Origin of the sequence: Bradyrhizobium sp. IC4059 (assembly GCF_020193615.1) — a bacterium.
GTDB lineage: Bacteria > Pseudomonadota > Alphaproteobacteria > Rhizobiales > Xanthobacteraceae > Bradyrhizobium > Bradyrhizobium yuanmingense.
Genome location: NZ_JADYVH010000013.1, coordinates 1 through 26,662 on the forward strand (window position 1 = coordinate 1; position 26,662 = coordinate 26,662).

The 26,662-nt window shown below is 64.7% G+C and carries 20 protein-coding genes; 4 read left to right on the forward strand and 16 right to left on the reverse strand.

All coding sequences use genetic code 11. The features are described from left to right. Window positions 1–202: 202 nt before the first annotated feature. From I6F12_RS30980 to I6F12_RS31020, 9 genes are all read right to left on the reverse strand, one after another. Complete coding sequence (locus I6F12_RS30980; RefSeq protein ID WP_225157959.1) at window positions 203–1,006, reverse strand: hypothetical protein; 804 nt, start codon at window positions 1,004–1,006, stop codon at window positions 203–205. A 244-nt stretch (window positions 1,007–1,250) separates the two neighbouring features. Beyond that, window positions 1,251–3,227, reverse strand: coding sequence for an acetyl-CoA carboxylase biotin carboxylase subunit (locus tag I6F12_RS30985; RefSeq protein ID WP_225157960.1), 1,977 nt, complete (start codon window positions 3,225–3,227; stop codon window positions 1,251–1,253). Then, entirely contained in the window at window positions 3,224–4,840 is a 1,617-nt protein-coding gene (locus I6F12_RS30990) for an acyl-CoA carboxylase subunit beta (protein WP_225157961.1), read from the reverse strand. The genes I6F12_RS30985 and I6F12_RS30990 overlap by 4 nt, the downstream gene beginning before the upstream one ends. Before the next feature lie 110 nt (window positions 4,841–4,950). Continuing rightward, a complete protein-coding gene (locus I6F12_RS30995; RefSeq protein ID WP_225157962.1) occupies window positions 4,951–5,817 on the reverse strand; it encodes a 3-keto-5-aminohexanoate cleavage protein in 867 nt (288 codons plus the stop codon). Between the two features lie 209 nt (window positions 5,818–6,026). Further along, on the reverse strand, window positions 6,027–6,827 hold the full coding sequence (locus I6F12_RS31000; protein ID WP_036002084.1) for an AraC family transcriptional regulator: 801 nt from the start codon (window positions 6,825–6,827) through the stop codon (window positions 6,027–6,029). Between the two features lie 184 nt (window positions 6,828–7,011). After that, window positions 7,012–7,668: a glutathione S-transferase family protein gene (locus I6F12_RS31005; protein ID WP_225141236.1), complete on the reverse strand. Its 657-nt coding sequence runs from the start codon at window positions 7,666–7,668 to the stop codon at window positions 7,012–7,014. Continuing rightward, a complete protein-coding gene (locus I6F12_RS31010) occupies window positions 7,668–8,831 on the reverse strand; it encodes an acyl-CoA dehydrogenase family protein (RefSeq protein WP_225141238.1) in 1,164 nt (387 codons plus the stop codon). The genes I6F12_RS31005 and I6F12_RS31010 overlap by 1 nt, the downstream gene beginning before the upstream one ends. Window positions 8,832–8,947: 116 nt before the next feature. Then, window positions 8,948–10,084 carry an acyl-CoA dehydrogenase family protein gene (locus I6F12_RS31015; RefSeq protein ID WP_225158031.1) on the reverse strand — a complete coding sequence of 379 codons (1,137 nt, stop codon included), beginning with the start codon at window positions 10,082–10,084 and terminating at the stop codon, window positions 8,948–8,950. A 118-nt stretch (window positions 10,085–10,202) separates the two neighbouring features. Continuing rightward, the gene (locus tag I6F12_RS31020; protein ID WP_036023893.1) at window positions 10,203–10,973 is read right to left on the reverse strand and encodes a helix-turn-helix transcriptional regulator; all 771 of its coding nucleotides are present in this window, start codon (window positions 10,971–10,973) and stop codon (window positions 10,203–10,205) included. Window positions 10,974–11,159: 186 nt separating this feature from the next. Here I6F12_RS31020 and I6F12_RS31025 point away from each other — a divergent pair, with 186 nt between their 5' ends. The 4 genes from I6F12_RS31025 (at window position 11,160) to I6F12_RS31040 (ending at window position 17,546) form a co-directional block, all read left to right on the forward strand. After that, window positions 11,160–13,424, forward strand: a complete 2,265-nt coding sequence (locus I6F12_RS31025; RefSeq protein ID WP_225157963.1) for a marine proteobacterial sortase target protein — start codon at window positions 11,160–11,162, stop codon at window positions 13,422–13,424. 215 nt (window positions 13,425–13,639) lie between these two features. Further along, a complete protein-coding gene (locus tag I6F12_RS31030; RefSeq protein WP_225157964.1) occupies window positions 13,640–14,209 on the forward strand; it encodes a class GN sortase in 570 nt (189 codons plus the stop codon). A 134-nt stretch (window positions 14,210–14,343) separates the two neighbouring features. Then, a complete protein-coding gene (locus I6F12_RS31035) occupies window positions 14,344–16,560 on the forward strand; it encodes an acetate--CoA ligase family protein (RefSeq protein WP_225157965.1) in 2,217 nt (738 codons plus the stop codon). 158 nt (window positions 16,561–16,718) lie between these two features. Beyond that, window positions 16,719–17,546, forward strand: coding sequence for an MlaD family protein (locus I6F12_RS31040; protein ID WP_225157966.1), 828 nt, complete (start codon window positions 16,719–16,721; stop codon window positions 17,544–17,546). A gap of 194 nt (window positions 17,547–17,740) precedes the next feature. Here I6F12_RS31040 and I6F12_RS31045 read toward each other — a convergent pair whose 3' ends face one another. From I6F12_RS31045 to urtC, 7 genes are all read right to left on the reverse strand, one after another. Continuing rightward, complete coding sequence (locus I6F12_RS31045; protein ID WP_225157967.1) at window positions 17,741–20,782, reverse strand: autotransporter domain-containing protein; 3,042 nt, start codon at window positions 20,780–20,782, stop codon at window positions 17,741–17,743. 382 nt (window positions 20,783–21,164) lie between these two features. Beyond that, complete coding sequence (locus tag I6F12_RS31050; protein ID WP_225157968.1) at window positions 21,165–22,205, reverse strand: aliphatic amidase; 1,041 nt, start codon at window positions 22,203–22,205, stop codon at window positions 21,165–21,167. Between the two features lie 34 nt (window positions 22,206–22,239). Then, on the reverse strand, window positions 22,240–22,617 hold the full coding sequence (locus I6F12_RS31055; protein WP_225157969.1) for a zinc ribbon domain-containing protein: 378 nt from the start codon (window positions 22,615–22,617) through the stop codon (window positions 22,240–22,242). Window positions 22,618–22,725: 108 nt separating this feature from the next. Then, a complete protein-coding gene (fmdA, locus tag I6F12_RS31060) occupies window positions 22,726–23,955 on the reverse strand; it encodes a formamidase (protein ID WP_225157970.1) in 1,230 nt (409 codons plus the stop codon). Between the two features lie 27 nt (window positions 23,956–23,982). Continuing rightward, window positions 23,983–24,672, reverse strand: a complete 690-nt coding sequence (gene urtE / locus I6F12_RS31065) for an urea ABC transporter ATP-binding subunit UrtE (protein ID WP_036002119.1) — start codon at window positions 24,670–24,672, stop codon at window positions 23,983–23,985. A gap of 68 nt (window positions 24,673–24,740) precedes the next feature. Then, complete coding sequence (gene urtD, locus I6F12_RS31070) at window positions 24,741–25,496, reverse strand: urea ABC transporter ATP-binding protein UrtD (RefSeq protein ID WP_057025953.1); 756 nt, start codon at window positions 25,494–25,496, stop codon at window positions 24,741–24,743. Window positions 25,497–25,506: 10 nt separating this feature from the next. Further along, on the reverse strand, window positions 25,507–26,649 hold the full coding sequence (urtC, locus tag I6F12_RS31075; RefSeq protein ID WP_057025952.1) for an urea ABC transporter permease subunit UrtC: 1,143 nt from the start codon (window positions 26,647–26,649) through the stop codon (window positions 25,507–25,509). Window positions 26,650–26,662: the final 13 nt, after the last annotated feature.

Below are 26,662 nucleotides of genomic sequence, written 5' to 3' on the forward strand. Positions count from 1 at the left end.
ACGCTTCCGATTGGTGATCAATCTTAAGACTGCTCGCGCTCTCGGTCTGAATATTCCAACCGCGCTACTCGCGACGGCTGACGAGGTGATTGAATGATGCTGCGCTGCATGAGTCCGCATGTGGCCCTTCAGCTACATTGGAAGATTGCTGCTTCTCCGCTGGTGTTGGGGCTTAAGCGGACATCAGTCGACGGCCAGCCGCTTAATGCGTACACGGCCTAGATCCCAGTGCCCGGATCACCGGCCAAGCCGCGAGCGCGGCGGCGAGATGTTTGAGCGTATGGCCCGAGACCATGTGGCCGGTCGCTTCGAACACGGTCACGTCGCCGAGTTCGAACAGCTTGGCCAGCACATAGAAGACCATCACGCCGCCGAGCGGCACGCCAAGCGCGCCGGGTCGCGGGCGTGTGAACGCGAGGCCCACGGCCAGCGCCATGCCGCCGAACTGCACGACCACCCAGGGCGTGAGATTCTCGCGTGCGACCCAGGCCGCCAACAGGCCCGCGATCATCGTCAGCACCAGCACCGCCTCGCCTGCGCGCGTGCTGATGCGCTCGCTGGCCGCGATGCCCAGAAAGCCCGCGAACGCGACCGCCATGCCGAGACGATCGGCGATGAGCCGTTGCGGCGCGTCGGGGTCGAGATGATAGAAGCCCGAGCCGAGGCACGTGAGGATCAGGCCGACGAAGAACCAGTTCGCACCCACCGGCGCATCGTGGCGGGCACGCAGCCGCTCCGAGCCCCAGACGCCCATCGCGAGGAAGGCGAGATTGCTCAGCACGTCGCCGGCATTGGGCACGCCGAGGAAGGTGCGGCTATCGACGAAATGCGGGATGTGCCAGGCGGCGGCGGGCATCGTGGGCGCCAGAAGCGCGGTGAGCGTCAGGACGAGGAGGGCACCGATAAGATATTTCTCGCCGGTTTGAAGGGGGGCGTACGAGAGTCGGCGAACGACTGGCGGGACCAGTGCATTGGCCGGTTGAGCTTGGTCGCGCGCGCGCAGCATGAATAGCTCCAGATATTGAACATTGTTCAATATTAGTAGCTCGAAAATGAACTATGTTCAATGGGAAAGGTCGCGAAATTTCCGCAACAAGCAAGATATTGAAATTGCTTTGGTTTTTCAACGTGAGCGGCCACCGCAGCCGTGGGGTGGGCAAAGCGGCGTGCCCACCATTCCGCTTATGATCGACATTCGTGGGCACGGCGCTGCGCGCCTTTGCCCACCCTACGAGACCGCGTTTGTGGCGCTAACCCGCCCCGATCTCCGCGACGATGCGGCCCGTCGTGACCTGCTCGCCTTCGGCGACGTCGATCGCGCTGACCACGCCGTCGATGCCGGCCTTGTGGACGTGCTCCATCTTCATCGCTTCCAGCGTCAGCACCGGCTGGCCGGCGGTGACGCGGTCGCCGGGCTTGACCAGGACGGCGACCACGCGGCCGTTCATGGCGGCGCGGACCTTGCCGTCGCCGCCATTCGTTGAAGTCGCCTTCGGCGCGGCGAGGGTGAGATCATTCGCCACCAGCGGGATGCCGCGGTGCTGGACGTACAGCCGATCGCCATCCCGCAGGAATTTTGCGCTGTCCATCACGCCGGCGTGGCGGAAGCGGACGGCGTCGAGATCGAGCTGGTCGATCTCGAACTTATGCTGGCGGCCTTCGACGGCGACGGTGTAGCTGCCGTCGCGCTCGCGCATGATGTCGAGCTCGTGCGCATCGCCGCCGATGTCGATTTTCGCCGGCAGCGGAAAGGTGGCGGCAAGGCTCCGCCCGCCCTGCCACGACGGCGCGCGCGGGTTGGTGACGTAGAGCAGCAGGCCTGCCAGCGCGATCTCGAATGCCGCGTCCGCACGCGGCGCAAGCAGCTCGTTGCGATGGGCGCCGATGAAAGCCGTCGTCGCTTCCCCCTTGGCAAAGCCGGGATGACGCAGGCACGACAACAGGAACGCCTGATTGGTCGTCACGCCGAACGCCGTAAGCTGCTCCAACCCGACGATCAGCCGCCCCCTCGCCTCCTCGCGATTGGCGCCGTGGCTGATCACCTTGGCGAACATGGAATCGTAGAATGGCGGAATCTCCGAGCCCGGTTGCAACGCGTGCTCGACGCGGATGCCCTCAGGCACCTGCCAGCGCGCCATGCGACCCGACTGCGGCATGAAATCCTGCGCGGCGTCTTCCGAGCAGAGCCGCACCTCGATGGCGTGCCCGGAGAACTTGATGTCCTGCTGCTTGATCGGCAGCGGCTCGCCTCGCGCGATGCGCAGCTGCAGCTCGACGAGATCGAGCCCGGTGATCGCCTCGGTGACGGGATGCTCGACCTGCAGCCGCGTGTTCATCTCCATGAAGTAGAACGCGCCACTGGCATCGAGCAGGAATTCCAGCGTGCCGGCGCCTTCATAGCGCAGCGCCTTGACCGCTGACACCGCGACCTCGCCCATTTTCGCGCGCAGCTCCGGCGTGACCGCCGGCGACGGCGCCTCCTCGATCAGCTTCTGGTGCCGCCGCTGCACCGAGCAATCGCGCTCGCCGAGATGGATGGCATTGCCGTGGCTGTCGCCGAACACCTGGATCTCGATGTGGCGCGGGTTCTGGATCGCCCGCTCGAGGATGACGGCCGCATCGCCGAACGCGGCTTTCGCTTCCGACCGCGCGCTGCGCAGGGCTTCGGGGAAGGACGCCGCGTCAGTGACGAGCCGCATGCCGCGGCCGCCGCCGCCGGCGACCGCCTTGATCATCACGGGGAAGCCGATCTTCCCGGCTTCGGCGAGCATGACCTCGTCGCCGTGCTCAGCGCCCTGGTAGCCGGGCACGATGGGCACGCCGGCCTTCTTCATGATCTCCTTGGCGCCTGCCTTGTTGCCCATCGCCTCGATCGCCTGCGGCGACGGGCCGATGAAGACGAGGCCGGCATCCTTGCAGGCGCGCGCAAACGCCTCGTTCTCGGCGAGAAAGCCATAGCCGGGATGAACGGCATCCGCGCCGCTGGCCTTGGCCGCTTCGATGATCGCGGGGATGTTGAGATAGGATTGCGCCGGCAAGGGTTCGCCGATGCGCACGGCCTGGTCGGCCTTGCGCACATGGAGCGCATCGCGATCCGCATCGGAATAGACCGCGACGACACCGAGGCCGAGTTTTCGCGCGCTGCGCATCACGCGCAGTGCGATCTCGCCGCGATTAGCAACCAGAACCCTAGAGAACGGCCGGTGCTGCACTGATCCGTTCCTCATGGGCGGGCCACCGAAAACTGCATGCGCTGGGGCGTGCGCGCATCGCCCTCGCGGCAGATCGCGAGCACCTCCGATAGCACCGCGCGGGTGTCGCGCGGATCGATCACGCCGTCGTCGAGCACGCGGGCGCTGGTCGAGAACACATCCATCTGGCCGTCGAACACGCCGATGATCTCAGCCTTCATGGCGTCCAGCCTGTCCTTCTCGATCGGCTTGCCGCGGCGAGCTGCGGCGGCCTCGGTCACGATCGCCATGGTCTCGGCGGCCTGCTCGCCGCCCATCACCGCGGTCTTGGCGTTGGGCCAGGAGAAGCAGAAGCGCGGATGGAAGCCGCGACCGCACATGCCGTAATTGCCGGCACCGAACGAGGCGCCGCAATAGATGGTGATCTGCGGCACCGTCGCCGACGTCACCGCCTGGATCATCTTGGAGCCGTGCTTGATCATGCCGGCTTCTTCATAGGCCTTGCCGACCATGTAGCCGGTGGTGTTGTTGAGATAGAGGATCGGCGTGCGGGTCTGGCAGCAGGCCTGGATGAAATGCGTCGCCTTGTTGGCGCCGGCGGGATCGAGCGGGCCGTTGTTGGTGATGATCCCGATGGCCTGGCCCTCGATGCGGGCATGGCCGCAGACGGTGGCCGGGCCGTAACTCGGCGCCATCTCGGTGAAGTCGGAATCGTCGACGATGCGCGCGATCACCTGTTTCATGTCGACCGGGCGCTTGTGGTCCATCGGCATGATGCCGAGCAGCTCGTCCTGATCGTAGCGCGGCGGCTTGAACTGCGCCGACGCTCTGCCCGGCCGCTCCCATTGCAGCGCCGCCATGATCTCCCGCGCGATGCGCAATGCGTCGCGATCGTCCTCGGCGAGGTAATCGCCGAGGCCGGAGATTTGCGTATGCATCTCGGCGCCGCCGAGCTCTTCCTCCGTCGCGATCTCGCCGGTCGCGGCTTTCAGCAGCGGGGGTCCGGCGAGAAAGGCGCGGGTGCGGCCGCGGACCATGACGATGTAGTCGGAGAGGCCGGTCTGATAGGCGCCGCCCGCGGTGGAGGAGCCGTGCGTGACGGTGACGACCGGCAGACCGGCAGCGGAGAGCCGCGCCAGGTTGCGAAAGATGTTGCCGCCGCGAACGAAATCCTCGACGCGGTAGCGCAGCAGATTGGCGCCGGCGCTTTCGACCAGCTGCACGTAAGGCAGCTTGTTCTCCAGCGCGAGCTCCTGCACGCGCAGCGTCTTGTCGAGGCCGTAAGGCTGCAGCGCACCGGCGTCGATGCCGGAATCGCTGGCGCTGACCATGCAGCGGATGCCCGAGACGAAGCCGATGCCGGCGATGACGCCGCCGCCCGGCACGCTCTTGCTCGCATCCGGCACGTCGAACATGTAGCCCGCCAGCGTCGAGAGCTCGATGAAGGGCGCGCCGGGATCGAGCACCAGCGCGACGCGCTCGCGCGGCAGCAGCTGGCCGCGCTTGTGGAAGCGGTCCTTGGCCGCGGCGGACGCGGCGCGCGTGCGCTCCTCGAGCGCGCGCATGCGGTCGATCAGGCCGAGCATGCCGTCGCGGTTGGCTTGGTAGGCGGCGCTGCCGGGGGAGATGGTGTTTTCGAGAATGGACATGACTTGATCCTGCTCGTCATTGCGAGGAGCGAAGCGACGAAGCAATCCAGACTGCATCCGCGGAAAGATTCTGGATTGCTTCGCTTCGCTCGCAATGACGGGGCGATACCTTACCTGTTCGTCCCAAAGATCTTCCGCGCCTCGGCGGGGCTCGCGATCTCGCGGCCGGCGCGCCTTGCGCAGGCGGCGACGGCTTCGATCAGCTGGCCGTTCGACGTCACTTTCTTGCCGTCGGCGAGATAGAAGGTGTCCTCGAGGCCGGTGCGCAGATGACCGCCGAGTTCGGCGCAGCGCTGGTGCAGCGGCCAGATCTCCTCGCGGCCGATGGCGGTGACCTGCCAATGCGCCTCGGGGCGCTTCAGCTTCAAGAGGATCGGCAGCAATTCAGGATCGGCCGGCATGCCGGAGGCGACACCCATCACGAAATTGTACTCGAGCGGGCCGTTGTACATGCCGACCTGGTGGTACATGCCGACGCAGCGGACGATACCGACGTCGAAGCATTCGAACTCGGGGATGGTGCCGACCGCGTTCATGACGTCGAGATAGTCCTTCACTTTCTCGACTGCATTGTCGAACATCATCGGCGGCCAGGCCCAGCTGTTGTCGGCCTTCACCTTCAGGTAGTTCAGCGAGCCTGCGTTGCAGGCGGCAATCTCGGGCTTGGTCTCGCGGATGCAGTCGAGCGCGCCTGAATAGTTCGGCCCTGACACGCCCGAGGTGTGGTTGATGATCACGCCCGGGCAGGCTTCGCGGATCGCCTGCTGGATCTCCTTGCTGACCGCGACCTCCCAGGACGGCAGATGTCCCTTGCCCGGCGCCTGCTGGCGCAGATGGATGTGCATGATGGACGCGCCGGCCTCGAACGCAGCCTTGGCCTCGCGCGCCATCTGCTCGGGCGTCACGGGCACGTTGTGCTGCTTGGGGTCGGTGAGCACGCCGTTCAGCGCGCAGGTGATGACGGCCTTGTCGCTCATGCGTTCGATGTCTCGCACGTTGAGAATTCAACGCTTGCGATCATGTGACGCGCAACATGCGGCTTCTTGCGCGGAGAAGCTGGGAAAAACGACGAATTCGTAGGGTGGGTTAGCCGAAGGCGTAACCCACCACTGTCTGCCTCCGTGAAATTGACGAGGTGGGTTACGCCGAGCAGCTGCGCTTCGCGCATCTGATCGGCTAACCCACCCTACGAAGCCTCCGCCATCCGCACGGTCTCGGTGCTGCGATAGATCGCAAGATCGCGCGAGCCGACGAAGATCGCCCGCGGCTTCAATCCGTAGAAGCGGCGGATCGAGTGGCTGAAATGCGTGGAATCGGGATAGCCGATGTCCTGCGCCAGATGGGCGAGGTTGAGGTCCTGGTTGGCGAAGTGCAGCAGATACCGCGCGCGCTTCCAGGCGCGGAAGGAGCGGAACGAGATGCCGGTCTCCTCCTTGAACAGGTGCAGGAAGCGCGAGGCCGAGAGGCCGGCTTCAGCGGCGCAGGTATCCGCCGTCACCGGCTCGCCGGAGAAGCGCTCGATGCGGGCCACCGCACGCATCACGCGCGGATCCAGCACGCGGCGCGGCAGCGCCTCGCCAAAGCACATCTCGTCGAACTCGGCGGTGGTGATGTCGCCATAGCGGCGCTGACGCAAAAGTGCGTAGGCGGCGAGGATCTTGCGGACATAGGCGGCCTGGTCGGGTCCGGTCAGACGTGCGGCCAAGGCTTCGATCACGCCATCCGGCATGCTCTCCGGCTCCAGCGTCACGCTGATGACGGTGCGATAGTCGCTGGCGATGGAGTGCCGCTGGTTCGGCAGGGTGACGAACAGCTCGCCGGTGGCGAGAACGTCGTCGATGGTCAGGTGCAGATTGCCCTTCACCGCGACATAGACATGGCAGCAGCCGGGTGTCCGTTTGCGCGGACGACCAAGCAGGCCCGCATAAAACACCCGCTCCGGCGTGATCAGCATCAGATGGTCGGATTCGCGACCGTTATATTCCATTGGGTTCCTCCTCGCGCGGCTCTCTGGCCGCTGCGGACGGAGGTCACCTTAGCGGAAATTCGGGCGCTGTCACGATAGGATAGCGCTGTCAAAAGACATAGCACGTCGTGGACGCGCAATAGCGCGAGCTGGGAAATCGCGAGGTTCCGGGATCGCGCTTCCGCGCCCCGGAATGACAGCCTTCCTACGCCCTCACCCTCGGCGCAACATCCTGCTCTTGCCCGGCCTTTTGCTCCGCAGCAACCGCGCGCTTATAGCCGTCGCGCTGCTGCAGACGCGACCAATAGGCTGCGACGTTAGGGCCAAAATCCTTGGCAAGCCCGATATTGCTCGCGAGCCGAAGCGCGTAACCGATGACGATGTCGGCGGCGGTGAAGCGGCCCGCGCACAATGTTTCGGCATTCGCCGTCGCTGCCTCAACGGCGCGCAGTCTGCCCAGAAACCATTTCGCGTAATCGGTGGCGACCTGCGGGTTGCGGCGCTCCTCCGGCTCGAGCTGGGTGTATCTCAGCACCAGCGTCTGCGGGAAGGTTAACGTGGCATCGCTGAAATACATCCAGTTCAGGAACGCGCCGTAGGCGGGATCCTCAGGACCGACCATCAACGGCGTCGGGCCGTATGTGATGCCGAGGTAATGGCAGATGCCGGAGGATTCCGTCATCCTGGTCTCGCCGTCGATCATGAAGGGAATGGTGCCGAGCGGGTTGAGCGCGAGATAGTCCTTGGCGAAGACGCGCGGCGGGAACGGCAGCATCTTCAATTCATAGGGCAGCCCCATCTCCTCCAGCATCCAGAGCGGACGGAACGAGCGTGCGGCGTCGCAATGATACAGCGTGATCATCAGGCGTTTCCTTTGCTGCCCGGCAGCGTCCCCATCATCTTGCACAGGACCATCAGCATGACCTCGTCGGCGCCGCCGCCGATCGAGGTCAGACGGCTGTCGCGATAGGCGCGGCTGACCGGTGTCTCGTTGGTAAAGCCCATTCCGCCCCAGTATTGCAAGCAGGCGTCGGTGAGCTCGCGGCCGAGCCGGCCGGCCTTCAGCTTGGCCATGGTCGCAAGCCGCGTCACATCCTCGCCGGCGACCAGCTGCTCGCCGGCGCGATAGATCAGCGCGCGCAGGAGCTCGACCTCGGTCTGCATCTCCGCGAGCTTGAAGTGCACGACCTGGTTGTCGAGGATGGACTTCCCGAAGGCTTTGCGGTTGCGGGTGTATTCGATGGTCTGGTCGATGATGTATTCGTGCGCCTTCAGACAGGCGGCCGCGCCCCACAAGCGCTCCTCCTGGAACTGGATCATCTGGTAGGTAAAACCCTGGCCCTCCTCGCCGATCCGGTTGCGCTTGGGCACGCGGACATTGTCGAAGAAGATCTGCGCGGTGTCGGACGAGCGCATCCCCATCTTGTCGAGTTTGCGCGCGACGGTGACGCCCTTGCTCTTCATAGGCACGCAGATCAGTGACTTGTTGCGGTGAACGGGGCCGTCGCCGGTGTTTGCGAGCAGGCAGATCCAGTCGGCCTGGGTGCCGTTGGTGATCCACATCTTGCCGCCATTGATGACGTAATCGTCGCCGTCAGAGCGCGCCTGGGTCTTGATCGAGGCGACGTCCGACCCCGCACCGGGCTCGGAGACGCCGATGCAGGCGACGTAATCGCCCGAGATCGACGGCGCCAGGAATTCGCGCCGCACCTCATCCGAGCCGAACCGCGCCAGTGCGGGCGTTGCCATATCGGTCTGCACTCCGATCGCCATCGGCACGCCGCCGCAGGTGATGGCGCCCAGCTCCTCCGCCATCATCAGCGCGTAGGAATAGTCGAGGCCCGAGCCGCCGAATTCGACCGGCTTGTTCAGGCCGAGGAAGCCGAGGCTGCCCATTTTCTTGAACAGCTCGTGCGCGGGGAAGATGTCGGCCTTTTCCCACGCATCGACGTGCGGATTGATCTCGCCCGCAATGAATTTCTGCAGGGAGCGGCGGATGTCGTCGTGATCGGCGGTGAATAACATTTTGTCCTCTCGTCATTCCGGGGCGCGCGTAGCGCGAGCCCGGAATCCATTTGTCTACGGTGTCTGCGGCCCGATGGATTCCGGGCTCGCTTCGCGCCCCGGAATGACGGCCGTAGTCACAACCCCATCTGCCGCGAGGCCAGATCCTTCATGATCTCCTCGGTGCCGCCGCCGATGGCGTTGACCTTGACCTCGCGGTAGATGCGCTCGGCCTTGATGCCGCGCATGAAGCCGGCGCCGCCGAAGATCTGCACGGCCTCCGAGGCGCAGAACGCCATGGTCTGCGTCGCCTGGTTCTTCATCATGCAGATTTCGGCGACCGGGCTCTCGCCCTGCTCCAGCCGCCAGGCCAGCATCTCCAGCATCGCTTGCGAAGCCGCGACCTTCTGCGCCATATCGACGATCTTGTGGCGGATGACCTGGTGCTGCGCGAGCGGCTTGCCGAAGGTCGTGCGCTCTTTGGCATAGGCGATCGCCTCGTCGAGACAGACCCGCGCGAAGGCGGTGCAGCTCGCGGCCATGCCCATGCGCTCGCTGTTGAAGTTCTGCATGATGATCTTGAAGCCCTGGCCCTCCTCGCCGATCAGATTTTCGGCCGGCACACGGCATGCGTCGAAATGCAGCGTCGCGGTGTCGGAGGCCCACCAGCCCATCTTCTTCAGCTTGGTCCTGGACAGGCCGGGCGTGTCGCCTTCGATCAGGAGCAGGCTGACGCCGCCGGCGCCCTCGCCGCCGGTCCGCACCGCAACGGTGAGGTAATCGGCGCGCATCCCCGAGGTGATGAAGGTCTTCTCCCCGCTCACGACGTAGTCATCGCCGTCGCGACGCGCCCGGGTGCGCAGGTTCGCAACGTCCGAGCCGCCGCCCGGCTCGGTGATCGCCAGTGCGGAGATCTTCTCGCCTGCCAGCACCTGCGGCAGCACGCGCGCCTTCACCTCGGCGCGTGCGGCCCGCGCGATCGGGGGAGAGCCGATCGTATGGCTCATCAGGCTGGCGCTGACGCCGCCCGCCCCGGCGCGCGCAAGCTCCTGGCTCGCCACGATCTTCATGAACTGGTCGGCGGCGATGCCGCCATATTCTTCCGGAAATCCAAGTCCCAGCAGGCCGATTCCAGCCGCCTTGCGATAGAGCGCGCGCGGGAATTCGCCGGCTTCGTCCCAGTCATGGGCGAAGGGCGTGATCTCCTTCTCGACGAAGCGCCGCATCACGTCGCGGAACGCGTCGTGCTCGGCGGTATAGAACGGGCTCTTCATCGCGAGACTTGCCTCGACCGGTTTCGTCTCAGCCACCATGGCTCGAACCTCGGCCGCTCACTTGCGCGGAGTGGCTGATTGGCGCGGACGCTTCGAGCGTGGACGTCTTGTCCTGGGGTCACAGCGTCAGAAACAGCGCAAACGGCTCTTCCACCGTGCGGCGCAAGTGCTTTCGATACAAGGCGTGGTTGGGATCCTCGGGCGCAACCCGGCCCAAGGAAGGTTTTGGGATATTCCTGAGCGGCACATAGGCGATCGGCGCGGCGATCGGCGTGAGCTGCGAGCCGGGCCCGGCGCGCAGCGTCGAGATGATGCCGTACATCTCGCCTGATACCGTCGGCCGCGACACCGTGATCACGCGGTGCTGGCCGTGCTTGATGATGACGAGGTAGATGAAGCCGGACTGATGTGGGACGGCGACCTCGCCGGTATGCTCGTAGGCGGCATCGGTCCGCTCACCCTCGCGAAAGACCAGCGACGAGAGCTTCGGCTCCCAGGCGATCTCGGTGCGATAGGCGAAGATCGCGTCCTTGTCGCCGAACGACGGCCGCAGGGTGATGTAGACGTCCTCGAGCCAGGTCACTGCGCGGTGGGCATAAGAGCCGAGGCTGTCGGGCGCGACGTCGTTTGCGGCCGGCGGCGTCGCCACGATGACGCTCTTGCGCAAGGAGACGCCGAGCGCCTGCTCCAGCCGGACGGTCGTCGCCAGCGTGAACGGCCGCCGGCCGCCGAGCACCTTCTCCAGCGTCGACAGGCTGAGCTTGGCTTGCTCGGCCAGCGCCTGCCGGGACATCCGGCGCCGGGCGAGCTCCTCGCGAATGGTCTCGGCGATCTCGCGGCTCTGCTCGTCCGAAAGCTGCTTGTCCGTGAGTTTGTCCTGCATCTGCATCGTCAGCCCCGCTCCAGGCCGGTCACTCTAGCAGGGCGGACAAACCAGCACAAAACCGCACATGACCGCCCCGGCTCAAGCGAGCCTGGGCCGGCCGCGGCGGAACATTGCCGATCATTCTGCTCGCGAAATCTTGCCCCGCCGGCGGATGCTGAGGACCAGCAAACATGCTTCGGAGCAAGCCAAATGAACGCCTACGACACGGCCGACGGCGACGACCACCCGCTGTTGAGCCGCCTCATCAAGGTCGGACTGTTCCTTCTGGCGCAAGGCATCGCCGTGATGCTGGTCGCCTTCCTGGCCCTGCTGGTGAGTTTCGGGGCGAGCTGGTCGGCCACGACCGAACAGGCCAGCCTGCTCCAGCCCGGCGAAGCATGGTCGGGCAGCCTGCTGCTGAAAGAGGACGGCACTACCACGGAGGCGATCCGCCTCGGGACCGATATCGACATCACCGTGTCGGGCCCGACCTTGCGCGCCCGCGTCACGCAAGCATTTCGCAACCCGACCAAGGATTGGGTCGAGGCCACCTACGTCTATCCGCTCGCGGCCGGCGGCGCCGTCGACACACTGAAGATGGTGGTCGGCGACCGCGTCATCATCGGCGACATCAAGGAACGGCAGCAAGCGCGCGTGGTCTACGAGGAGGCGCGCCGCGCCGGCCAGAAGGCCGCGCTTACCGAGCAGGAGCGGCCGAACATCTTCACCAACTCGGTCGCCAATATCGGTCCCGGCGAAACCGTGCTGGTGCAGATCGAGTACCAGGAGCCGGTGCATCAAGTCGGCAACGAATATTCGTTGCGCCTGCCGCTCGTGGTCGGGCCGCGCTACAATCCCGCACCGATCATCCAGAGCGTCGATTTCCGCAAGGACGGCTCGGGCTGGGGCGCGGCGACGTCGGACCCGGTGCCGGATCGCGAGCGCATCTCGCCGCCTGTGCTGGATCCCGCCAAACATCGGCCGGTCAATCCGACCAGCATCATTGTGCGCCTGCAGGCCGGCTTTGCGCTCGGCGAGGTCAAGAGCCACCATCACAACGTCAAGACGGAAAGCCCGGATAACATGACGCGCGTGGTGACGCTCGCCGACGGTGCCGTGCCCGCCGACCGTGATTTCGAGCTGACCTGGAAGCCGGCTGCCGAGACAGCGCCGTCGGTCGGACTGTTCCGCGAGCACATCGGCGATGCCGATTACCTGCTTGCTTTCGTCACCCCGCCGAGCGCCGAGCAGGCGGCGCAGAAGCCGCTGCCGCGCGAGGTCGTGTTCGTGATCGACAATTCCGGCTCGATGGGCGGCACGTCCATCGTGCAGGCCAAGGCAAGCCTGCTCTACGCTCTCGGCCGCCTGCAGCCGAATGACCGCTTCAACGTGATCCGTTTCGACGACACCATGGACATGCTGTTTCCGGCCTCCGTACCGGCCGATGCCGCGCATGTCGGCGAGGCGACCTCCTTCGTCGGCGCGTTGCAGGCGCGCGGCGGCACCGAGATGGTGCCGGCGATGCGCGCGGCACTGACCGACAGGCTCGGCGACACCGGCATGGTTCGCCAGGTCGTGTTCCTGACCGACGGCGCGATCGGCAACGAGCAGCAATTGTTCGATGCGATCACGACGATGCGCGGCCGCTCGCGCGTCTTCATGGTCGGCATCGGGTCCGCGCCCAACACCTATCTGATGACGCGCGCCGCCGAGCTCGGCCGCGGCGCCTTCACCCATATCGGCTCCACCGAGCAGGTGGAGGAGCGCATGCGCGGCCTGTTCGCCAAGCTGGAGAATCCGGCCGTGACCGGCCTCACCGCAAGGTTTTCCGAGGCCTCGGCCGACGTCACCCCGGCGATCATTCCCGACGTCTATCGCGGCGAGCCCCTGGTGCTGGCGGCGAGGCTCGACAAGCTCGCAGGCTCGCTCGAGATCAAGGGCCGCGTCGGCGACCGCCCATGGTCGGTGACGCTGCCGCTGCAAAACGCGGCCGAAGGCAAGGGCCTGTCAAAGCTCTGGGCCAGGCGCAAGATCGCCGATGCGGAGGTGGCGCGCACCCTGCGCGAGATGACGCCGGAGGAAGCTGACAAGGCGATCCTGGCGCTGGCGCTCGACCATCAGATCGTCACGCGGCTGACCAGCCTCGTCGCGGTCGACAAGACGCCAAGCCGTCCCGAAGGCGAACCGCTCAAGCTCAGCGAACTGCCGATCAACCTGCCCGCGGGCTGGGACTTCGAGAAGGTGTTTGGCGAGCGGCCGCATCTGACGCCGACGCAGCTGCACGAGCGCCATGCCGATGCGCGCAATCAGCCGGCAACGCGACGGCCGACGCCTGCTACGCCCGATGCGATCCGCCTACCCAAGACCGCGACCTCGGCCGAGCTGAAGATGATCGCGGGTTTTATCCTGATCGTGCTCGCCCTGATCCTGTTCGTGTTCAAGCGGCGTCGGACCTTGCTCACCGACGCCGCTTGAGAGAGGAGCTCCCCGAACTCCTCTGTTAGCGCGCGCGGCTGCCCGTCCCCTCCAAACGGCCGCGCGCGCCTTTTTTCACTGTCATTGCGAGGAGCGAAGCGACGAAGCAATCCAGACTGCCGCCGCGGAGACAGTCTGGATTGCTTCGCGGAGCCTGTCATCGGGCCGCGCTTCGCGCGGACCCGGTGGCTCGCAATGACGGGAGACGAAACACAATGCCCCGCTTCATCTCTCCGCTGATCCTGGCGCTGATCGGCCTCCTCCTGTTCGGCGACGGCGCCTATATCCACGCCAAGGCGTGGCTGGCGCAGGTGCTGCTGGAGCGCGCCTTCGACAGGAGCATTGCCACGGGACAGGCGGTAAAGCCCTGGTCCTGGGCCGACACCTGGCCGGTCGCGCGGATCGAGGTGAAGCGGATCGGTGCCAGCGCCATCGTGCTGGAAGGCGCGAGCGGGCAAGCGCTCGCTTTCGGGCCAGGTCATATCCAGCACACGGCTGATGCGGGCGAACGCGGGATTGCCGTCTATGCCGCCCATCGCGACACTCATTTTCGCTTCCTGAAGGATGTTGCCATTGGCGACGTCATCGATGTCACGCGCAGTGACGGTCGACACTTTCGCTATCGCGCGGATTCCTCGGCCGTGGTTCGCTTCGATGCATCCGGCATCGATCCCATGGCACAGGGTTTCGAGCTTGTTCTCGCGACCTGCTGGCCATTCGATGCCGTCACATCCGGCCCCGAGCGCTACATCCTGCATGCGACATTGATTGGCGCCGACGGATAGATCGCCGATCGGACTGACACGCACCGGTGCGCGCTTCATTCCACCACACGGCATACCAGCCACACAGTTGCCAAAGGACTCGCCATAGAACAGAGTGACGCGACACCAATAAGAACAACAGGTGAGGTCACGCCATGGAAGCCCGTGTGTCTGCTGCGCCCGCATCACGTCCATGGTCTCCGCCGCCCGATGCCAGCGACATCGTCAAGGGCATCCACGCAATGCTGCACCCGCACAACATCGTGCTGGTGGGCGCGACCGACAAGCCCGGCAATTATGCCGAGCGCATCTGGAACAATCTGATCAAATATGGTTTCGAAGGCGGGCTCTATCCGGTCAACGCCAAGCGCGATACCGTCTGGGGCGTTCCCTGCTACAAGGATTTTGCGAGTCTTCCGGAGAAGCCCGATCACGTCCTGGTGCTGGTGCCTGCGCGCTTTGCCGTGCAGGTGATCCGCGACGCCGCCGCAGCCGGCGCGCGGTCGGCCACCATCGTCACCTCCGGCTTCAGCGAGCTGCAGGATGACGAAAGCCAGAAGCTCGCTGCCGAATTGCAGGCTGCGGTGCGCGAGACGGGGCTCGCCGTCACCGGCCCGAACTGCCTCGGCAATTTGAGCGCCGGCGAGAAGCTCTTCACCAATATCGACGATCGCATCGTCACCATGGAACAGGGCGCGGTGGCGATCGCCGGCCAATCCGGCGCGATCGTCATGGCGATCCGCCAGACGCTGGAAGACCGGGGTGTCGGCGTCGGCTACATGGTGACCACGGGCAACGAGGCCGGGCTCGAGACGCCGGATCTGATGCGCTACTTCGCCGAGGATCCGAGCATCAAGGTGATCGTCGTCTACCTCGAAGGCGTGCGCAACACCAAGGCGTTCCGCGATGCCTGCAAGGCGGCACGCGCGGCGAGCAAGCCCGTGATCGCTCTCAAGCTCGGCGCCTCCGAAGGCGGCCGCGCCGCGGCGATGGCCCATACCGGCGCACTCGCCGGCTCGATCGAGACGTTCGACGCGATCGCGACGCGCGAAGGGGTGATCCGGGTCGGCGGCCTCGACGAGCTGATCGAGACCACCGAGTGCTTCGTGCACGCGGCCGTTCCGAAAGGCGACCGGCTCGCCGCTGTGACGCTGTCCGGCGGCAAGCGCGGCATGCTGATCGACGCATTCTATGCCGCAGGCCTGAATTTCACGCCGCTGAGCCCGCATGTCAGCGCGGAGCTGGCGAAGATGCTCGGCCCCGGCTCGATCGTCGGCAATCCGCTCGATGCCGGCTTCGCCGCAGTGGTCGATCCCTCCGTCTACATGAAGTCGATCAAGCTGATGATCGACGACCCCGATATCGACATCGTCATCGTCGATGCCGAGCTGCCGAAGGCGCCGCACGAGCTGCGCGAGCGCAATTTGCGCATCGTCAACGAGATGGCGAGCCAGGCGGGCAAGCCGGTGATCTACATCAGTGCGATGTCGATCGGCTTCACCGAATACACCAAGGGCTTGCGGAAGTCGCTGCCGCATCTCGCGGTCATGCAGGGCATGGACCGCGCGGTGACCGCGATCAAGTCGCTGCTCGCCTATGCGAAGCTGCGCAAGGAGGTGCCCGATATCGTCTCGAGCTCGAAACCCGCCGCCCGCGCCGTGCTGGAGAAGACGTTGAAATCGGCGACCGGTGCTGCGCTCGACGAGGTCGCCTCGAAGAAGCTGCTCAAGGCCTACGGCATCCCGATCTCGAAGGAGGCGATCGCACAGACCGCGGCGGACGCCGTGAAGATTGCGAAGCAGATCGGTTTTCCGGTCGTGGCAAAACTCGTCAGTGCGGAGATCCTGCACAAGTCCGACATCGGCGGCGTGGTGCTGAACCTCAACAGCGCAGCCGAGGTGAAGAAGGCGTTCGCCGACATCACCGCGCGCGTGGCGAAGCTCAAGGGCAAGCCGAAGCTCGACGGCATCCTGATCGCACAGCAAGTCAAGGCCGAGCTCGAGCTCGTCGTCGGCGCCTCGCTCGATGCAGAGATGGGCCCGGTCGTGCTGTTCGGCACCGGCGGCATCGATATCGAGCTGATGAAGGACGTCGCGCTCGCCGGCGCGCCGCTGGATGAGAGCGAGGCACGGCTCCTGATCGGCCGCACCAAGGCCGGCGTCAAGATGCGCGGCTATCGCGGCAGGCCGGACTTGCACGAGGCCTCGGCGGTGAAGGCGCTGGTCGGGCTGTCCAACCTGATCGCGGATGCGGGCGATCGCATCGCCTCGATCGACATCAACCCGTTCCTGATCAACACCAGGACGGGCGTGGCCGTCGATGCCCTGATCGTGCTGAACAATGCTGCGGCAAAGCGGGCGGCCGGGCATTGACGTCGCGCCGTGCCGTAGGGTGGATTAGCGCAGCGTAATCCACCAATTCATCCCCAGGCGTACGAGAGATGGTGGCGGGTTACGCTTCGCTAACCCGCCCTACGTAACATCGCGGGCTCCTTCCAACTTCCCCGCTTTGGCCGTAAAATCGCCCCTGCATGGCACGCGCGAGCAATCTTGTGATCGGAACGGCAACGCTGGCGGCGATCGCCGTGGCGTTCGGCGGCCTGCTCGGCGCGCAGAAATGGCGCACCATCCAGAGCCGCAGCCAGTTGCGCGTGGTGTTCGAGGGCGGCTCCGCCAGCGGGCTGCGCCGCGGCGGGCCGGTCAATTTCGACGGCGTGCCCGCCGGCCAGATCCTGTCGATCAAGCTGGATAGTCCGCGCAGGATCGTGGCACTCGTCATGCTCGACAACACCGCGCCGATCCGCAAGGACACCGTGGCCGGAATCGAGTTCCAGGGCCTCACCGGCATTGCCGCGATCTCACTCATCGGCGGCGCCCCCTCTGCACCGCCGGTGCCGCTGGACGCGGACGGCATCCCGGTGCTGACGGCCGATCTCAGCGACGCCGAAACCATCGTCGAAACCCTGCACAGCGTCGACCGCACCATCGTGAACAACGCCCCCGCAATCAAGGAGGGCCTGCACACGTTCGAGACCTATACCGCCGACCTCAGGAGCAAGGGCGCCGAGATCGATTCGGTCATGGCCAAGGTCGACAGCGCCTTTGCGGGCTTCGACAAGGCGGTCGCCAAGATCGAGGGCGCGGTGCCGGGCTTCGTCGACGGCAAGGCCGACGAGCTGTTCGAGAAGATCCAGGGACTGCACGAGCTTGCCGGCACCATGAAGAAGAAGTCGGCGGCCTATCTCGACGACATTCGCCGCTCGCTGCTCGACGTCAGCGAGGCCGCCAACAAGATGAGCGGCACGCCGGCGCCTGCACCCCCGCGCCCGCCGCGCAGGCCCACGGAGCAGAAGCGGTAGTGCTTACCCTCCCCTGGAGGGGGAGGGTCGATCGCGCGAAGCGCGAGCGGGGTGGGGTGATCTCTCAACGCGGGCAGTGTGAACTGCGGACCGACTGTCACCCCACCACGGTTCGCATTGCGCTTCGCTGCATGCGAACCGATCCTCCCCCTCCAGGGGAGGATGGCAATCCCGCCGTGGCCTATCAATCGCGCCTACCAGGCGTAGCGCACGAGTCCCTTGCCGGCATAGGAGCGGGTGACATTCGAGAACTCGCCCTCGAAGGTCGCCGACGCGGACCAGCCGTTCATCCAGTTCATCTGAGCCGATGCCGTGGTTAGCGCCGAGTCGCGCGCCTGCGCGGCGCCGTTCACCACGAAGGCCGATCCAGGCAGGGTCTGAAACACCGCGCCGATGCTGCGATCCGGGTTGTAGTCATGCGCCCAGGCGAGACGGCCGCGCAGGGTCATCAGGCCGCCGGCCGCGGCAAAGGACCGGTCCGCGCGCAGGCCGAGCTCGGAGCGCGTGCTGGTTACATCCTTGGCGGCATAGTTGAGCGCGAAGACGTTGCTGCCGACCACGGCCGCCTCTGCATAGGAAGGAAGGCTGAACAAGGTGGCCTGGAGCGCGGCGTAGGGCGTAACGCCGGCCCATTGCATGGCATAGCGATAACCGCCCTCGACGCGGCCCGAGAACGCGTTGGTATTGAACTGGGCGCGCAGCTGGTCGAACCCGGCCGCGGTGACGACGCGATTGGTGGTGACGTCCTGCCAACCATAGGCCAGCGCAGCCGTGACATAGGCGGGCCCAGTGGTGTGGCGCACGAACGCGCCGGCCTGGAACAGATCGGAACGGCCCCAGCCAAGGCCGTTGACCCCGAAGCTGGTACCGCCGCCGGCAAGCGCGAAGCCGGCGAGCGTCGACGGCGAGAAGCGGTAGTCGAGGCCGACGGCCGTGCCGTAGACGCTGCTGGTGGTGTCGTTCGAGCCGAGAGCAACATGGCCGTCGGTAGCCTGCGAGCCGCCATAGCCGGCCGCCCACACGTCCCAACGCTGCTCGAAAGTCGCGGCCGGCGCCTTGCGGTAGATCGAGGCAAAGGCGTCGCGCGCGTCCTGGCGACGTGCGGCGTAGGCATTTGCGGTCACATCGCTGGCATATGGCGTCGCACCTGACATGCCGCCCCGTCCCGAATTGTAGACATCGGTGAGCAGGCCGAGGAACAGGTTCATCGCGTTGAACGTCGTCTGCTGCGAGCCTGTCGCGGACTCGCCGGAGGCCTGCGTCAAGCCCTCCGGGGTGAGGTTCGCGAGGGCAACAGGCAGGCTGCCGGTGGTGTTGAAGACACGCGTCAGGGCGTTAGCGACATTCTGCTGGTTGATGTTGAGGCCGCTGCCATAACCCAGCGCAAGGTCGAGGAAGACGTTGTTGGGGTCGTAGCTCAGCGTCGCATGCAGGTTTGGCGACAGGCCCGTCACGACCGGATTGAAAGTATCCGGCAGCGTTCCCGCCGTCAGGATCGTATAGTGCTTTGCGATCGAGCCGGTCGGCACCACGACGACGGTGGCGCTGTTGAGCGTCGCCGTTCCGGTCACGACTGCGACGCCGTTGCTCGCTCCCGAGACCTGCACCATGTAGCTCGACGCGGTAGCGAAGGTGAGATCGCCGGTCACGTTGAGCGTTCCCGTGGGACTGCCCGGTGCCAGCGCGCCGCCATTAACGACGATGTTGTTGACCGTGCCGACGCCGCCGAACGTGCCGGCGGCGACGGTCACATTGCCGTTGATCGTGCCTGCGAGGACGAGCGTTCCACCGAGAACGTTCCAGTCCTGATTGCCTATGCCGGTCACAGTCCAGGCCGAGCTGTCGATCTTGTTGAAGGTCGAGAAGCCGTCGTACTGGAGGCCGGTTCCGATCAGGCCGAGATTGAACGTGTCCTTGCCGCTGCCACCGAGCTGGAATGTGTCGGTGCCGGATGCAAGAACCTGCCCGTTGATGACACTGCCCGGGCCGAGCGTGAGTATGCTGTTGCTACAGCCGCAAAGATCGATCGCGGCGAAGCCGGTTGCCGCATTGATCGTGCCGGAGTTGAAGACGCTGCCGCCATTGCTCAGACTGATTCCGACGCCATTAACACCGACGTTGATGGTACCGGAATTGACGATCTGGTTGGTCGTCGAGATCGTGGTCGCATAAATGCCGGTGCCGATGTCGCCGACTGTGATCGTGCCGCGATTGGTTACGACGTTGTCGTCACCAAGCAGCGTCATGCCGTATGCGCCATCGCCTCCGACAATGGTGCCGTTGTTGGTGAGCGTGCCCGACACGCCGGTCAGACCAATGCCCATGCCTCCTACACCCACATTGACCGTTCCATTCTGGGTAACGACGGCGAAATTGCCCTGCACTTGCATGCCGGCCGTGGAATCGACCCCAGTGACCGTTCCGGTATTGGTCACCTTCGCATTATGGCCGATCACGGCGATGCCCATGCCGAACTGCGCGACGCTGATGCTGCCAGCGTTGCTGACTGTCTCGGTGTTGCCCTGCGCAAAGATGCCGGTGGCGCTCTGACCGACGGAGATGCTGCCGGTCGCTGCGTTCGTGACGGTATTGCCATCATTGATCGCGAAAATTCCGCCGGAACTTCCGATCGAGGCGCCGACCGAGACTGCGCCCGCATTGGTGACGCTCGCATTGCCGAAAACGTAGATGCCGATCGTGTTGTCCAGGCCCGTGATCGTGCCGCTGGCGGAATTGGTGATCGTGTTGTTCACGCCGGCGAAGATACCGGAGCTTCCGGCGCCCACGGACAGCGCGCCGCTATTGCCGATGACGTTGTTGTCCTGGACCGAGATCGCTGCGCCACCATCACCCGTGTTGATCGTACCATTGTTGGCGATGGTGTTGTTGCTCAGCAACGAAATTCCGAGACCGTTGCCGATTACCGTGACGTTGCCGTTGTTGGTCACGGTGTTGGAATTGGCGCCATTGATGCCGGTGAGGCCCGAGCCGGCCGACACCGTTCCGTTGTTGGTAACGAAATTGGTGTCGTTGACGTTGATCGACGCAGTACCGTTGTCGTTGACGGTCGCACCCGTCAGCACATTCACGGTCAGGTTGGTGACGCCGCCGCCGGCCGCAAAACCATCAGCATCGCTGCCGCTGCACGTCACCGTCTGCCCGCTCGTCGCCGGGTCGGGTGCGCAGTCCGCCCGCGCCGATGTCGCGGACAGGCCAAGGCTGAAAATGACCGTCACGACAGACGATGCGACCACGCCAAGACGCAACCCACCTCGCCCGCTCGATGGCAATCGAACGCCCACCCCAAAGCCCTCAATGGCGCTCCCAGCGGCGCCGCCGGTAAACTAGGCGACCGGGTCCACCCGTGGAACTACGGAATCGACGGAATCACCGTACGAAGGCGCAACCTGGGTTGATTCAAAAGATCATGTTGCAACTGCGCCACGCTTTTACCGCGCAGAATGATCAATTCGCGCACGGGCGTCGTGTGCGACCCCATTGCCATATGGACGACCGTTCACATCGATGGCGCAGCGCGCGAGACATGCCGTTGGCTCCGAGCTACCGCGACAGGCGGACGCGCCTCGAGCCGCTCAACGTGGCGTGGCCGATAATGGCTTAATAGTTGGACGCCGCCGCCCCGTTCGGAACGCCGTCGATCGGGCATTCCTCGGTGCCCGGCGTCGCGCGGGTCATTGCCTCGACCATGTCGCGCGTGCCTTCGGGATCCCTGATCCAGTTCTTGTAGAAATCATACGGGCACGCGGCGACGCCGCGCGGGCTGTCGCCGGAATTGATCATGCCGGTGTAGCCGCGGTGAACGAGCTTGTAGAGATGGTTCTGCGACTGGCCGTTGCGGCGCGCGTCGCGGATCAGATGCTTCGACAGCTGGGCGTACTGGATGCCGTAATCCTCCTCGCCGCATTCGCCGAGCGTGCGGCCGTCGAAGCCGATGATCGCGGAGTGGCCGAAATAAGAATAGACGCCGTCGAAGCCGGCGGCATTGGCGACCGCGACATAGACGTTGTTGGCCCAGGCCATGGCCTTGGAGATCATGACCTGCTGCTCCTTGGCCGGATACATGTAGCCCTGGCAGCGCACGATCAGCTCCGCGCCCTTCATGGCGCAGTCGCGCCAGATCTCCGGATAATTGCCGTCGTCGCAGATGATCAGGCTGACCTTCAGACCCTTGGGCCCCTCGGAGACATAGGTGCAATTGCCGGGGTACCAGCCTTCGATCGGCACCCAGGGCATGATCTTGCGATACTTCTGCACGATCTCGCCCTTGTCGTTCATCAGGATCAGGGTGTTGTAGGGCGCCTTGTGCGGATGCTCCTCGTGACGCTCGCCGGTTAGCGAGAAAACGCCCCACACTTTGGCCTTGCGGCAGGCCTCGGCGAAGATCGCGGTCTCCTCGCCCGGCACCATTGACGCCGTCTCGTACATCTCCTTGGCATCGTACATGATGCCTTGCGTGGAATATTCCGGGAAGATCACGAGATCCATGCCGGGCAGCCCGACCTTCATGCCGACGATCATGTCGGCGATCTTGCGGGCGTTGTCGAGCACCTCGGCCTTGGTGTGCAGGCGGGGCATCTTGTAATTGACCACCGCGACGCCGACCGTGTCGTTGCTGCTGGAGATATCACCGTGAAGCATGTGGAGCGCTCCTGTTGTCTGATGCTGGCGTGGGTTAGTGACTGATCATCCAGGGGCGTGCGGTCGGAAAGCCCTTGGCGCCGCTCCTGGTCTTGGTCATCAGCCGCGCCGGCTTTTTCCTGTCCGCCGCGCTCTTGTCCTTCACGGTCTTGCCCGAGGAGCAGCAGCCGCAGCCCGGGCCGTGCGAGGCCTTATATTGCGCCAGCGTCTGCGGCGCGTGCGTGCTGCGTTCGTTGACGGCGTGCGCCTTGCGCTTCTCCGCCGGCATGCAGAAGAAGTTCGGCGCCGTCAGGATGACGCGGGGCGCCATCGTCTCGCAGTGTGGGCAGCTCTGCGGATCGTCGCATTCCGCCATCGGGCGCAGGTCCTTGAAGGGACCGCAATCGTCACAGAGATATTCGTAGACCGGCATCGCATCACCTACGCTCTTGCCTGTTCACACAACTCGCTGCCACCGCGCGTCCGGGACAGCCCCTCACCCCGCCCTCTCCCCGTGAGAACGGGGAGAGGGAGCGCGGCGTCATTTGTCCTGCGAGATCGGCATCTGGATGTCGCCGGTGATGTGCTTGATGGGTCCGGCCGCCGACGGCATCACGTCGAAGTCGAAGATCTCGGTCGGCAGCCACAGCGTGGCGCAGGCGTTGGGTACGTCGACCACGCCAGAAATGTGGCCCTGACACGGCGCGGTGCCGAGGATCGAATACGCCTGGGCGCCGGAATAGCCGAACTTCTTCAGATATTCGATAGCGTTGAGGCAGGCCTGGCGATAGGCGATGTGGACGTCGAGATAGTGCTGCTTGCCGGCCTCGTCCACCGAGATGCCCTCGAAGATCAGATAGTCCTTGTAGTTCGGCGTGATCGGCGAGGGCTTGAAGATCGGATTCTTGATGCCGTATTTCGACATGCCGTCTTTGATCACTTCCACCTTCAGGTGGAGCCAGCCGGCCATCTCGATCGCACCGCAAAAGGTGATCTCGCCGTCGCCCTGGCTGAAGTGCAGGTCGCCCATCGAAAGGCCCGCGCCGGGGACGTAGACCGGGAAGTAGATCTTCGAGCCGCGCGAGAGATCCTTGATGTCGCAATTGCCGCCGTGCTCGCGCGGCGGCACGGTGCGCGCACCTTCCGCGCCGATCTTGGCCTTGACTTCGCCCTTGGCGCGGCCGCCATGGGCCGTGGCCGCGAATGGCGGATTGGCGAGGCCGGGAACGCGGGTCGGGTTGGTCGAGATCAGCTCGGCCTCGCGCTTGTTCCAGGTCTCCAGCATCTTGGGATCAGGCAGACAGCCGATCAGGCCGGGATGGATGAGACCTGCGAAGTTGACGCCGGGCACGTGACGCGACGAGGTGTAGAGACCTTTGATGTCCCAGATCGACTTCTGCGCCAGCGGGAAATGGTCGGTGAGGAAGCCGCCGCCGTTCTGCTTGGAGAAGAAGCCGTTGAAGCCCCACAGGCTCTCCTTGAGCGGACCGACGTCGAGCAGGTCGACGACGAGAAGGTCGCCGGGCTCGGCGCCCTTGACGCCGATCGGGCCGGAGAGGAAGTGCACGATCGACAGGTCGATGTCGCGCACGTCGTCGGCGGAATCGTTGTTCTTGATGAAGCCGCCGGTCCAGTCATAGGTCTCGATGATGAAATCGTCGCCGGGATTGACCCAGGCCACGATCGGGATGTCGGGGTGCCAGCGGTTGTGCACCATGTCGTTTTCATAGGCCGACTTGGTGAGATCGACCTTGATCAGTGTCTCTGGCATCGAGATGCTCCCCTTTTACACGGTTGGTTAGACGGACAGATATTTCGAGACCTGCGCGGCATCGACGGCATCGCGCGGATCATCGCGCACGATCTCGCCGTTCTCGATCACCAGCACGCGATCGGCGATGTCGAGCGCGAAACTGAGGACCTGCTCGGACACGACGATCGACAGCCCCTTCTCGTCGCGGATGCGCTTCAACGTGCGCGCCATCTCCTTGATGATCGAGGGCTGGATGCCTTCGGTCGGCTCGTCCAGCAGCAGCACCTTCGGCTTGGTGGCGAGCGCGCGCGCGATCGCCAATTGTTGCTGTTGCCCGCCGGAGAGATTGCCGCCACGGCGGCCCTTCATCTCCAGAAGCACCGGGAACAGTTCGTAGATGTCGTCAGGCACCTCGGAGCCGCCGGAGACGACGAGCCCGGTCTCGATGTTCTCCTTCACCGTCATGGTGGAGAAGATCATGCGGCCCTGCGGCACGTAGGCGAGACCCTTGGCGACGCGCTCAAAGCTCTTGAGGTTGCCGAGCTCGGCGCCATCCATGTTCACCGAGCCGCTCTTGGCCGGCAGGATGCCCATCAGCGACTTCATCAGCGTGGTCTTGCCCATGCCGTTGCGGCCCATGATCGCGACGATCTCGTTCGCCGCGACCTTGACGTTGAGCCCGTGCAGCACCTCGCTCTGGCCGTAGGCGACGTGGAGATCGGAAATAGCCAGCATCATCGTGCTCCTTGCTTCTTGCGCATGATCTTGTCCGGAAACCGGACGCCACTTTCCGGGATCATGCGCTAGTGACCGAGGTACACTTCGATGACCTTGGGATCGTTCTTCACCTTCTCCATCGTCCCTTCCGAGAGGATCTGGCCCTGGTGCAGCACGGTGACCTTGTGCGCGATGTCCTCGACGAACTTCATGTCGTGCTCGATCACCAGCACCGAACGGTTCTTGATGATGCGGTTGAGCAGCTCGGCGGTCTTGGCGCGCTCGGACACGCTCATGCCGGCGACGGGCTCGTCGAGCATCAAGAGGTCGGGATCCTGGATCAGCAGCATGCCGATCTCGAGCCACTGCTTCTGGCCGTGGCTGAGCTCGTCGGCATAGGTGTTGAGCTTGTCCTTGAGGAAGATCATCTCTGCGACCTCCTCGACCCGCTCCTTCACCAGCTGGTCGCGCTGGAAGGTTAGAGAGCCGAACACGGTGCGGCCGCGCGGAAACGAGATCTCGAGGTTCTCGAATACGGTGAGATCCTCGAACACCGACGGCGTCTGGAACTTGCGCCCGACGCCGGTCTGCACGATCTCGTTCTCCTTCATCTTCGTGAGCTCCTTGCCACGAAACTGGATCGAGCCCGAGGTCGCCTTGGTCTTGCCGCAGATCAGATCGAGCACCGTGGTCTTGCCGGCGCCGTTGGGGCCGATGATGACGCGGATCTCGTTCTCCTCGACATAGAAGGAGAGATCGTTGACCGCCTTGAACCCGTCGAACGAGACGGTGAGGCCGGAGACCGCGAGCAGGAAGTCCTTGGGCTGGTGACCGATGAGCATGATCGCCTCCTCACTCTGCCGGCGCGCCGTCGGCGACGGAATTGTCGGTCCAGCCAGACTTCGGCTTGCGCGAGGCGAACAGCCGGTCGATGCGCGGCTGCACGTAATCGGCCCAGAGCCCGGACAAGCCGTTCGGGAAAGCGAGCACGACGGCGATGAACAGCGCGCCGAGGCCGAACAACCAGAGTTGCGGGAAGGATTCCGACAGGCTGGTCTTGGCGAAATTCACCAGGATCGCGCCCCAGACCGCGCCGAAGATCGACATCCGCCCGCCGACCGCGGTGTAGATCACCATCTCGATCGACGGCACGATGCCGACGAAGGACGGCGACATGAAGCCGACGTTGAGCGCGAACATGGCGCCGCCGATCGCGGCGAAGACCGCGGCCATGCAGAAGGCAAAGATCTTGAAATTGGCGACGCTGTAGCCGGAGAAGCGGACGCGGTCCTCCTGCTCGCGCATCGCCACCAGGATGCGGCCGAGCTTGGTCAGGCGGATGAACTGCGCGATGCCGATGCAGGCGAACAGCAACACCACCTCGACGAAGTACAGGATGATCTTGGCGTGGTCGGGCCGGATGTCCCAACCCTTCAGCGTGCGCAGATCGGTCATGCCGTTGATGCCGCCGGTATAGCCCTGCTGGCCGACGATGAGGATGGTCAGGATGGCGGCGACGGCCTGGGTGATGATCGCGAAATAGGTGCCGCCGACGCGGCGCTTGAACATCGCGGTGCCGATGATCAGAGCGAAAAGGCCGGGGACCAGGATGATGGCGAGGATGGTGAAGGTGAGGCTGTGGAACGGCTGCCAGAAGAACGGCAGCGCCGTGATCTGATTCCAGTCCATGAAATCGGGGATGCCGGGCGTCGACTGGATCTTGGTGTTTTCGACGCTGGAGGCTTCGAGCTTGAGGAACATCGCCATGCAATAGCCGCCGAGACCGAAGAACACGCCCTGCCCCAGGCTCAAGATGCCGCCATAGCCCCAACACAGCACGAGGCCGATCGCGACGAAGGCGTAGGTCAGATATTTCGCGACGAGATTGAGGCGGAACACGTCGAGCGTCAGCGGCAGGATCACGAACAGCACGGCGGCCAGCGCAATGAAGCCCATCAGTTCGGATCGGTTGAAGAAGCGTGAGTTGATGATCATGACTTGCCTGCTT